General features: G+C 66.0%; 9 protein-coding genes and 1 pseudogene. 2 read left to right on the plus strand and 8 right to left on the minus strand.

Annotated features, from left to right (window positions below; genetic code table 11):
- Positions 1–36 precede the first annotated feature (36 nt).
- From GR303_RS21050 to slyA, 3 genes are read right to left on the minus strand one after another with little or no spacing between them, the layout of a single operon-like run.
- On the minus strand, positions 37–1,668 hold the full coding sequence (locus tag GR303_RS21050) for a DHA2 family efflux MFS transporter permease subunit (protein ID WP_161725608.1): 1,632 nt from the start codon (positions 1,666–1,668) through the stop codon (positions 37–39).
- The gene (locus GR303_RS21055; protein WP_161725607.1) at positions 1,655–2,854 is read right to left on the minus strand and encodes an efflux RND transporter periplasmic adaptor subunit; all 1,200 of its coding nucleotides are present in this window, start codon (positions 2,852–2,854) and stop codon (positions 1,655–1,657) included. The genes GR303_RS21050 and GR303_RS21055 overlap by 14 nt, the downstream gene beginning before the upstream one ends.
- Positions 2,851–3,279 carry a transcriptional regulator SlyA gene (gene slyA, locus GR303_RS21060; protein WP_161725605.1) on the minus strand — a complete coding sequence of 143 codons (429 nt, stop codon included), beginning with the start codon at positions 3,277–3,279 and terminating at the stop codon, positions 2,851–2,853. Before slyA ends, GR303_RS21055 begins: the two co-directional genes overlap by 4 nt.
- Before the next feature lie 76 nt (positions 3,280–3,355).
- Between slyA and GR303_RS21065 the strand changes: the two genes are divergently transcribed.
- Positions 3,356–3,847 (plus strand): universal stress protein, encoded by a 492-nt coding sequence (locus GR303_RS21065; RefSeq protein WP_161725604.1) that lies wholly within the window; start codon positions 3,356–3,358, stop codon positions 3,845–3,847.
- 63 nt (positions 3,848–3,910) lie between these two features.
- Here GR303_RS21065 and GR303_RS21070 read toward each other — a convergent pair whose 3' ends face one another.
- The 5 genes and pseudogenes from GR303_RS21070 to GR303_RS21090 all read right to left on the minus strand — a co-directional run.
- Complete coding sequence (locus GR303_RS21070) at positions 3,911–4,201, minus strand: hypothetical protein (protein WP_161725602.1); 291 nt, start codon at positions 4,199–4,201, stop codon at positions 3,911–3,913.
- On the minus strand, positions 4,152–4,334 hold the full coding sequence (locus tag GR303_RS21075; protein ID WP_161725601.1) for a DUF6640 family protein: 183 nt from the start codon (positions 4,332–4,334) through the stop codon (positions 4,152–4,154). The genes GR303_RS21070 and GR303_RS21075 overlap by 50 nt, the downstream gene beginning before the upstream one ends.
- Positions 4,335–4,427: 93 nt before the next feature.
- A complete protein-coding gene (locus tag GR303_RS21080; RefSeq protein WP_201752173.1) occupies positions 4,428–5,213 on the minus strand; it encodes an SDR family NAD(P)-dependent oxidoreductase in 786 nt (261 codons plus the stop codon).
- Between the two features lie 23 nt (positions 5,214–5,236).
- Entirely contained in the window at positions 5,237–6,223 is a 987-nt protein-coding gene (locus tag GR303_RS21085; protein WP_161725598.1) for an aldo/keto reductase, read from the minus strand.
- 229 nt (positions 6,224–6,452) lie between these two features.
- Positions 6,453–7,555, minus strand: a pseudogene (locus GR303_RS21090) (transposase); the annotation flags it as partial.
- A gap of 722 nt (positions 7,556–8,277) precedes the next feature.
- Here GR303_RS21090 and GR303_RS21095 point away from each other — a divergent pair.
- On the plus strand, positions 8,278–10,974 hold the full coding sequence (locus GR303_RS21095) for a DEAD/DEAH box helicase (RefSeq protein ID WP_246726467.1): 2,697 nt from the start codon (positions 8,278–8,280) through the stop codon (positions 10,972–10,974).
- Positions 10,975–11,135: the final 161 nt, after the last annotated feature.

Raw genomic sequence — 11,135 nt, forward strand, 5'->3', positions numbered from 1 at the left:
CGCCGTGGCCGGCTCCTCGAAAGGAGCAGTCAGTTTTCAATCGGGCAATGGAGTGCGGCTCTGCTGCTGGACAGGATCACTGGGCCCGCCTCCGGAGGGCGGGTGTACCGCTCGGGAGGACGTCGCTCGCGTAGAGGCGTAGTGCATGATGGCGGTTGGGATCAGCGCAATCACAAAGATCAGGGTCACCACCAGGAACCCGTCGCGAAATGCTGCGGTGTTCGCCTGGATGACGACCATCTGCGCTAGGAACTGCGAGGCTGCCGCCATCGCCTGGGTGTCGGGCAGGCCCGCGGTGTGCACGATGCTGCCGACCTCCTGCAGGAGCGCCATTGTGGCGGGATTGTCGCTCGTCTGCGTCGCTGCGAAGGCGTCGGCGTGCAGCATCGTGCGGCGCTCCATAAACACCGCGAGCAGGTTGACACCAAAGGCGCCGCCGAGCTGTCGGATGAAATTCATAGCGCCCGAGCCCTGCCCGATCAGCTCGCGGGGGAGCGTCTTCAGCGGCCCGGCCGAGATGGCCGGGAAGACGAAGCCGAGCCCGACCCGCGACAGGATCGTCCACCACGCCAACGTCCAGAATCCGGTATTGATCTCGACGGCGGCGGTCAGCCAGGACGACCAAGCGAAGAGCGCCATGCCGCCCCCGATAAGCAGCGTGGCCGGCAGCTTGTCGGAGAGCTGCCCCGCCAGCGGAAAGATGAACACCAGCACGAAACCCGAGGGCATAAGCAGGAGCCCCGCCTGGGTCGGCGTGAGGCCCTGGATCGTCTGCACGAACAGCGGCACCAGGTAGGTCGAGCCGAAGAGCCCGGCGCCCATGACGAAGGCGACAACGGAAGCCGAGGCGAAGGGCACGTTGCGGAAGAGCCGCAGGTCGAGCATCGGCTTCGCCGTACGCAGCTCCCAGGCGACGAAGCCGACCGCGGCAGCAGCAGAGATGGCGAACTGGAGCAGGATCGGGTCCGAACTCCACCCGAGCCGCTGCGCGTTGGTGAGCGCGTTCAGCAGAGAGGCGAGAAACACCACAAGCAGCCCGAGGCCGGTCCAGTCGAAGCCAGGGCGCGGCCCAACCGCATCGCGGCCCGGCACGAACAGGTTCGCGAGCACAATCGCCATGACGCTCGGCGGCAGGCCGAGATAGAACACCCAGCGCCAGTCGAACGCGTCGATCAGCAGGCCGCCGAGCCAGGGGCCGAGCGCCGGGGCCAGCACCACGCCGATGCCGAAGATGCCCATCGCAGCGCCGCGCTTGTCGGGCGGAAAGACGCGGAAGAGCAGGATCATGCTCAATGGCTGCACCACGCCCGCGGCCGCTCCCTGCACCACGCGCGCCAGCGTCAGGACGCCCTGATTCGGCGCGAGCCCCCCGAGCACCGATCCTCCGAGGAAAACCGCGAGCGCCACGTTCAGCGACAGCCGCAGCCCAAAGGCCCGGTCGGCCCAGTCGCCGAGCAGCATCGTCGCGGTCATCGCCGCGAGAAAGCCGGTCGAGAGCCACTGCGCCTGCACAGCACTGATACCGAAGGCGCCCATCACGTCAGGTATCGCGACATTCACGATCGTCGTCGAGAGCACGACCGAAATCGTCGCAATCATCACCGTGCCGGTCGCATAGGCCCGGTAGACCGGACCGTAGCGTTGGAAAAGTGCCTCAGTTGCCGACATCGATGCTCAACACCACCATCATTCCAGGCGACAGAACCTCGCCCCCGGTGTCAATCGAGACTCGGATCGGCACCCGCTGTGTCACCTTTGTGAAATTACCGCTGGGGTTGGGGCTTGGGAGCAGCGCGAGCTGGCTGGTTGCGGCGCCGCCGACGCGCTCGACTTCGCCGCGGAACTCACGGCCAGGGTAGGCGTCGACCGAGATCGTCGCGGGCGCGCCGACGCGTATCTTGCGGAAGTCCGTTTCTTTCACATTCGCGTCCACCCAGACCTCGTCCGGCCGGTGGTAGATGAGAAGCCGGGTGCCCGGCGTGACGTATTCGCCCTGATCGACGAAGGTCGCATCCACCACGCCGGCGAACGCCGCCGACACCTTACTGCTTCGCAGGTCGATCAGCTTTTGCGCCCGCTCCGCCTCCAGGCCGGTCTTCTCGGCCGCCAACTTTGCGATCTGGCGGTCTATGATGGCGAGCTGACCGGCGTCGGACTGGACTACGTCCAGATTGGCCCGGGCGGTTTCGATGGCGGCCGCCGCCGCCAGCTCCTGCTGACGCGCGGTATCGAGCCTAGCCTGCGCGTCCTCCTTGGCCTGCGGCGTCGCGATCCGCCGGCTTGCCAGCGTGGCGATCCGGTCGAAATGGCTCTGTACGTTGCGCAATTCCGCCTCGCTCGCGGCGTGGTTCGCCTCGGCGGCGGTGATCTGGGCCCGCGCTGCGGCAAGGCGGCTCTCGATCTGCGAGCGGATCATGTCCTTTTGGGCACGAAGCTGCTCGACCTGCGCGTCGAGCGCGGCGATTCGCGCCTCCGTGCCGGCAATGACGAGCTCGGCCGGCTCGGGATCAAGGGACACCAGCAGTTCGCCTGCCTCGATGCGCTCGCCCGCCGTGACCGGAATCGCCAGTACCTCGCCGCTGACTTCGCTGGAAACCGTGACAAGGCTGGCGGCAATGCGAGCATCATCAATCGAGACATGGGACCAGCGCGCCACGAGCCAGCGACCGCCGAAGACGGCGAGCGCCGCGATTGCCATCAGGAGAATGCCGATGCGCAGCGGGCGCCTGCGCCACCGGGCAGGCGGTGCCTCCGCCGCCTCGAGCGGCACAGCGGGCGCGACCTCCGGCATTGGCTCAGTACGGTCGAGCTTTCTCTCGTCGGCGTCCCTGCGGAGTTCAGTAATCTTGTTCACTCGGTCTGCTCCAACCGTTCGGCAATGAGCGCAAGAACCCGTCGGGCGACGGACAGGTCGTCGGTGGCGATCCCTTCGAGAAGCTCCCTCCGTGTCGCATCGGCGATCTTTCGGATCTCCCGCAGCACCGGATCCGCGGCCTCGGTCAGGCGGACGCGCTTCGCCCGCCGATCATCCGGGCAGGATTGACGCTCGATCAGCCCCTGCGCCTCGAGCCCGTCGAGGATTCGGACCAGCGTCGGTCCTTCAACGCCCAGTGTTGCAGCGAGGTCGCGCTGGGTCAGGCCGTCCGCCCGCGAGAGCGCCAGAAGCGCCACCCAGCGCGCTTGGGTGAGTCCCCTGGCGCGCAGGCGCGAGTCCAGCCGGGTCCGCCAGCGGCGGGCCACCTTCCCGAGCTCCATTGCGAATTCCACGTCTTCCGTCATGCACCTTGATTGCTCCCTATCAAATAGGATGCTATATATGTGCCGAGGCGTCGATTGGCAAGCAGGACCCCATCGGATGTACCGCACGATCGTTCTGGCTTACGATGGCTCGACGGAGGGCCGGCTTGCGCTACGGGAGGGCGCCCGGCTGGCGCAGATCTGCGGGGCAAACGTCGTGCTGCTGGCGGTCGTCGACATGAGCGTCGGCGTGTCGATGGCGGGAATCGCGGTTCCATATGCACCGCCTTACGACATGGACGATTACCGCAGGATTCTCGACGAAGGACTTTCGCGACTGAGGCGAATGGGGCTTTCGCCGCGCGCGCGTCTGGAAGCGGGCGAGCCGGTTGACCGCATCGTCGCAGTTGCAACGGATGTGCAGGCCGACCTCGTCGTGGTTGGACACCATCGCTACGGGTTCGTGCGCCGCTGGCTCAATCCCTCGGTGACCGCAGCATTGGCGGACCGATTGCAATGCAGCCTTCTGGCCGCGAGACAGGAGATCAGTGACGACGAGCTGTTCGCGGCTGCCGAGGCGACAACCGACAGTGCCCGCTCTCAGGATTGAGCAAGCCTGGGTTCCGCGGGAGCCGGGAGGTCACGAAGCATCCTGCCGGCGGCTGCGTTCCGTTCAGGTTCCCTCGTCTCGCGCCCCGATCAGGCAGGCAAGGGCGACGAGCGGCACCATGACGGCGTCGGCGATCAGCTGGCCGGGAATTCCGGCCACCCGCCCGTCGCTTTCCGAGTCCGGATCGGCGGGCGCCGTGCCCGGAAAAAGGATGCTCGCCGCCTGTCCGATCCAGAAAGCCGCGCCGAGGGTGCCGATGGCCGCAAGGTTCGTTCGCCAGTCGCCGGTCCGGCGATGGACGAAATTACACGCTGGCGGCGCCCAGCACCGTCCCAAGCGCGATGGTCTGCGCATCGTGCTGCTTGGCGTGTGGGGGCCAGTGCGGATTGCGCATGTGCGTGCGCCCCATGTCGGCGATCCAAGGGGAGACCATGGTGACCAGACCCGCCGCCGTGAGGATCCGCTTCGAAACCTTCCTGTGCTCCATCAGCCCCGCTCCCCGGTCAAACCGCCCTGCTCACCGCCGCGACCACTGACCGCGGTGGACGCACCGCGTCGGCGGGAGACGAACCTCCCGGCGTCAGGCGATGGCCCATCCGGCATCGTCCATTGCCGCCTTGGCCGCCTCGGCTTCCGATAGCTCTCGCCTCCATCGGGAGGCGTCGAGGCGCCGCCCCGTCACCCCATCGGAGGCCTCCGAGGCAAGCCAGAGAAGTGGTGGGACAACGATTGCGGGATCGAGCAGTCCGGTTCTCGCCTCCTGCGGGAGGCCTTCCGGTATCATGCCGGTCGCCGTCGCGCCGCCCGGAAGCAGAGCGTTCACTGTGACGCCTGTGCCGTCAAGATCCTGCGCCCAAATGATGGTCTCGGACTCCAGCGCCGCCTTGGAGGGGCCGTAGGGCGAAAAACCGCGCCGTCGCATGGTGGCGTGATTCATGCTGATGTTGACGATCCGCCCGCGACCGGCGTCGATCATCGCCGGCGCCGCTGCCCGGGCCATGAGGAACGGCCCGTTCACGTTGGTGTCGATCACCATGCGCCAGACGTCCGGATCGATCTCCCAGAACCGGGTGGGCTCGGTCAGAAAGCGCTCGCTGATATACTTCATCCCGCGACCGGCGTTGTTGACGAGCATATCGAGCCGACCGAACCTGTCGCGCGCCAGCGCGACGATGCGAGCGCAGTCTTCCTCGCGTGCGACATCAGCGATCATCGGAATGACGCGGCTGCTCCCGCTCTCGCCAGCCACCGCTTCGATCTCTGCCGCCTCGCGCGCTGCAGTCGCGACGACCCGCGCGCCCGCCGCCGCGAGGCCTAGCACCATGGCTCGGCCGAGCCCGCGCCCGCCGCCGGTGACGATTGCCACCTTGCCCTCGAGACGCCCGCCGCTCAACGGTTCAGCGCCTGCATCTGAGGTGCGGCATAGCGCGTCCCTGCGGCAGCCCCGGGCGGCAGGATGCGGTCGATCCGGACGCGATCCTCAGCCGTGATCCGCACGTCGATCGCCCCCACGTTTTCCTCGAGCCGCGCGCGCTTCTTGGTCCCCGGGATCGGAACGATGTCGTCTCCTTGGGCGAGGAGCCACGCGAGCGCCAGTTGGGAGGGCGTGCAGCCCTTCTCGCGTGCCATCGTCTCGATCTCGGCCACCAAATCAAGGTTCTTCTGGAAGTTCTCGCCCTGGAAGCGCGGCGCGTTGCGGCGGTAGTCGTCCTCGGCGAGATCCTCGATGCGGCGGATCTGGCCGGTGAGAAAGCCGCGTCCGAGCGGGCTGTAAGCGACGTAGCCGATGCCGAGTTCGCGCACGGTCGGCAGGATCTCCTCCTCCGGCTCGCGGCTCCAGAGCGAATACTCGGTCTGGAGAGCCGAGATCGGATGCACGGCATGGGCACGGCGGATCGTCTCCGGCGCGGCCTCCGACAGCCCGAGGTAGCGGACCTTCCCGGCGTTCACAAGTTCGGCCATGGCGCCCACCGTTTCCTCGATCGGCGTGTTGGGGTCGACCCGGTGCTGGTAGTAAAGGTCGATGTGGTCGCCCCCCAGCCGCTTCAGTGACGCGTCGCAGGCCTGGCGTACATATTCCTTATCTCCGCGAATGCCGAGATATTCGCCGTTCTCACTGCGGACGTTCCCGAACTTGGTCGCAAGCACAGCCTGGTCGCGGCGATCGGCAATCGCCTTGCCAACCAGTATTTCGTTGGTGAAGGGGCCATACATGTCGGCGGTGTCGAGGAATGTAACGCCAAGCTCGAGTGCGCGATGGATCGTCGCGACTGCCTCGGCCTCGTCGCGACCGCCATAAAATTCGGACATCCCCATGCACCCAAGGCCAAGCGCAGAGACCTCGAGCCCCTCCGAGCCAAGCTTGCGCATCTGCATCACTTGTTCCTAACGCTTGTTGCCTTGTCACGGTGCAACGCGCCCTGGCCCACGCGGTTCCCGCTACAAAGCACTCTCGGAACAGCCGGCCGTGTCACTGGGCACTTTGGTGTGAGACAGGTGATGTGATAATTTCAGTGGCTTAGCTTGGGCTCTGAGGCGGGTGCCGCCGCGAGTCGTGTGGAAACTCGGGTCGCGCGATCTCCGGCATGAACATCGTATTGGGGCAGGCCGCGAGGTCAATCGGCTCCTTTGGGGCTGAGGCCTGGGAAAGCGTCTTCCAGCCGTCGACCTTCATGGGGATCTGACGCGACGACAGCAGAGCCCAGAACAGCATGGCGGCAGCTTCGTGAAGGCAAACAGCGCCTCATCCGCCTTTTCGAGGCTGTCGGCCACCGCCCGATGCCGCAGCCGCCACTTGTGGAGGACGGCTCGGCGGCGCTCCTGGATCTCCTCGACTGTGGCGGCATAGATCATGGCGGTGTAATCCGCCGTGATTCCGTCAGAGAGGTGCTTCGGGCATAGGCGAGCCGGTTGCGGTGCTTGTACCGTGCAGCGCTGCCGGGAACGCCCTCCCACGCCGCCGCGAGCGCCTGCTCCAGGCCGAGCGTGCCATCCACGATGACAGAGGCCGGCCGGCGCAGCTAGCGCGCGACCAGATCGTCGAGCACGGCGCGCCAGACGTGGTCTCGCCGCCCATGTTCCTGACCGACAGCAGCACCTTCTGCCCGTCCTTACGGACGCCGATCACCACCAGGAGCGAGATGGAGGTGGCCTCCTTGTCGAGCCGGACGCGCAGGACGCGCACCACCGTGTCGTCGAGGATCAGCCGCACGATCGGCTCGCCGGCAAGCGAGCACTGATTCCAGGCGTGCCAGTCGGCCTGCACCTTGCGCCAGACTCAGCTGACCGTGTCCTTGCTGACGCCGCCGAACAGGGCAGCCACCGCCCGGCGCACCTGCCGGGTGTTGGTGCTGACCAGATAGGCCGAGGCAATCAGCGCATCGGCAGCCTTGGTGCGGCGCTGATAGGCGCGCAGGGTGGCGCTCCTCCGCTCGCTGGTGCGGCCATCCTCGCCCTGCAGGCGCGCCTGCGGCAGGTAATCTCGGTGGAGCCGAAGGTGCCGGTGAGCGTGCGCGAGCGGCGGCCATGGCAACAGCCGCAAGCACCGGCGGGTTGGTCGTGATGCCCCTTGCGGCCATAGTAGGGCGGCGAGAGCGCCTCCCGTTCGGCATTGATGAGGGCCACGATCCAGTCCCGCACCCGCTCGCGCACGCCCGTCTCGATCCATTTGTCGAAAAGCCGGGCCTCGGGCTGGCCGGCCGGATGCACAGAATGGGTCTTGCTGAAAGGTCCGTCATGGCGCGGTCTCCCGCGGAGCCGGAGCGCTCCTACGCCCGAATCCCGCTGTGTGGGTTGCAGCACCCGGAGACTACGCCACCCTCTCAAAAGTCCAGCACCTGTTGGACGGCACCTCCTCGATTTTGTTGACGCGCTGATCTGAGGCGATAACGGAGCGGGCCCGGTTGAGGACCTCTTTCGATGCGCTTTCTCCTGTCATCAAACTCAGGGTCTCCCGCGCCAGGAAGGCCGCTGCCAGGACGAGGACGCCCTATCGCGGCTGGCTCTGCCCCTTCTCGCACTGCCCGAAGGGCAAGCGGGAATGCCTGGTCCCGGAATGCGGACGGGATCCGTTCCTGCAGCAGCACGCCGGCTTTACCTTCTGGCCGGACGCGCTGGCACCAGATAAAATCATGCTCCTTTTTGATCGGCAGCACGGGATCCTGCGACGTGCCGCCGAGACACCCGCCGCGGGACAGGACGATCATGGCGCGACAGGGTGAAGCCTCGTGCGACAGGCGGAGAGCATGAGCATTTGTGGCGCATTCCTGTGAGCCATGGTGCCATGCCCTTTTCAGCGGCGCCAACTGCCCGTCAAATTCTCGTGCTTCTTGTGAAGGGCCCTCAGCCGGGTTCACTGGCTCCTGTGGTTTTTGTAGAACGGACAGCGCGAATTGAATCGTTTCGGAGCTCGCTCAGCCATCATGCCCCGGATGCAGTTGCGTCTCACCCCGCGTGGGCACCTCCTGCTGGAGGAAGCAGACGACGCGCCCATCCTGGATGACAAAGTAGCCTTACGGCTGACCGAGGCTTTTGGCCGTAGTCCCGGGTATGGGTTGTTGCAGCTTGGCGCGGGCGCGATCGGCCAATCCTTACCACCAGCTTTCATCTGGTGGCGCGATTTCGCCGTCCGCTATCTGGAGGCGGTCTGTCTTCATGGGTCGGGTGGGGCAGGAGAGGGACGGTCCGCCGCTTTCCTGTCCGCCATTGCCCTGCCGGCCGAGGCTGAACTCGCAACGCTCGTGCTGACGGCCCCGATGATGCCGGGGGCAGAATACCTGACTGCTGATGTCCTGCGTCGGCTGTGGGTCGATCTTGGCACCGCGTTTACGGCGTCGTTCATAGCAGCCGGAACTGATCTGCAGGCTTTCCTCAAGATGCTGAACCCGGCTTGGAACCTGATCGGCCGTGTCCACTTCAATCTGGCGGAGAACCGCCGCGACCCGGAATGGCCCTTTGCCTTCCTGGCCACCTACACCACGCGCCTGTCGGCCCAGGCGAGAGCCCAGCATGTGCCGCTCGGTCAGGCCTTGCGCGAATACGCCGGCGCTGCCAATCGGGACAAGCTGTTGTCGCTGCTGGTGCCTGTGCAGCGGGCGGCGGAGCACTTTGGCTGGCTCAAGGCCATGGTCGATACCGGAGAGATCTTTCATCCCGTACGCTGGAGCTCAGCGGAGGCCGCACGGCTCCTGAACAGCGTGCCCGACCTGGAAAGCGCCGGTGTAATCGTGCGCCTGCCCGCTCACTGGCGCGAAGGCCGCCCATCCCGCCCGCAGGTCACCGCTACGGTTGGCGCCCGCCCGCCATCCGGGACAGGCCTTGACGCTCTGCTCGACTTCCACATGGACGTGACCCTGGAGGGTGAGCCGCTCACCGCAAAGGAGATGGCCACCTTGCTTGCTGGCACCGAGACCCTGGTGTTGCTGCGCGGCCAATGGGTCGAGATCGATCGTCCGCGTTTGGACCGCGCGATGCGCCGCTTCAAGGAGGTGCAGGACCTTGCCGAGCAGGAGGGGCTCACCTTTGCCGAGGCCATGCGCCTGTTGGCCGGCACTGAGGCCACCGGGGACGACGAGCCTGCCGTAGCTGCCGAGTGGTCGCAGATCACGGCCGGAGCGTGGCTGACTGAGACGCTGACGGCGCTGCGCAACCCTGACGGTGCCGGTGTTGATCCTGGCCCGGCCCTGAAGGGACGCTTGCGCCCGTACCAGCAAGCCGGCGTCGAATGGCTCCATCTCCTGAGCGGGCTTGGGCTTGGCGCCTGCCTGGCCGACGACATGGGGCTGGGCAAGACGATCCAGGTCCTGTCGCTACTGCTGATCCAGAAGCGAAAGGGAGCCGCGTGCAAGCCGAGCCTGTTGGTCGCTCCGGCCTCACTGCTGGCCAACTGGGCGGCGGAGATCGAGCGCTTCGCCCCCGGGCTGAACGCGAGGATCGTGCATCCCTCGGCGATGTCGGCTGAAGACCTCAATCAGATGGCAGCCGAGGGATTAGCTAATCTGGACCTGGTGATCACGAGCTATGGCTCGCTGCTGCGCCTGCCGGTGCTGGGCGCAACGTCCTGGCGCTTCGTGGTGCTGGACGAGGCGCAGGCGATCAAGAACCCCAACGCCAAGCAGACCCGGGCGGCCAAGGCCCTGCAGGCTGAATCCCGGATCGCCCTGACCGGAACGCCGGTGGAAAACCACCTCGGCGACCTGTGGTCGATCTTCGACTTCATCAATCCCGGCCTGCTCGGCAGCGCAAAGGAGTTCGGCCGCACCACCAAGGCCATGGCCGAGCGGCCGCACAACCCCTATGGCCCGCTGCGTGATCTGGTCCGGCCCTACATCCTGCGGCGAATGAAAACCGACAAGACTGTCATCACCGACCTGCCGGACAAGACGGAGGTCAAGGCGCTGTGCCTGCTAAGCCGCAAGCAAGCCGCCCTCTACGCCAGGACAGTGGCGGATCTGACTGAGGCCCTGCAGGATGCTGAGGGGATCCGGCGCAAGGGGATCGTGCTGGCGACACTGATGCGGCTGAAGCAGATCTGCAATCACCCTTCACAGTGGCTCAACGATGGCAAGTGGGCCGAGGCAGACAGCGGCAAGTGGGCCCGCCTGCGCGAGATCGCCGAGGTGGTGGCTGCCCGCCAGGAGAAGATGCTGGTCTTCACCCAGTTCCGCGAGATGACGGCGCCTCTGGCGGCGTATCTGGGCAGGATCTTCGGCCGGCCCGGGTTGATCCTGCATGGCGACACCGCGGTCAAGCACCGCCGGGCACTGGTCCGAACCTTCCAGGAGGATGAGACAGTGCCGTTCTTCGTCCTGTCGTTGAAGGCGGGAGGCTCAGGACTGACGCTGACTGCGGCGTCTCACGTCGTCCACTTCGATCGGTGGTGGAACCCGGCGGTGGAGAACCAGGCCACGGACCGCGCCTTCCGGATCGGACAGACGAACAACGTGCTGGTCCACAAATTCGTCTGTCAGGGTACAGTGGAGGAGAAGATCGACGCGCTGATCGAGGCGAAGAAGGGCCTGTCGGACGATCTGCTGGCTGGTGGAGACGAGATCAACCTGACCGAAATGAAGGACGAGGATCTGCTGCGGATGGTGACCCTTGATCTGAAGTCGGTCATGGCGGAGTAAGGCGGATGGCTCCTTGGTTCGATGAAGCATGGCCGAGCTATGACGGATTTTGGGTGACGAGGCTGATCAGGCGACGTTGTGTGATGGCATCGTTGTAATCTCGGCGCCGTCCTGGAATCTGACACCGGCGATCACCTTCGGCAACTGGTTTTCGCCCATCA

Source organism: Microvirga arsenatis, assembly GCF_009910705.1.
GTDB classification, from domain to species: domain Bacteria; phylum Pseudomonadota; class Alphaproteobacteria; order Rhizobiales; family Beijerinckiaceae; genus Microvirga; species Microvirga arsenatis.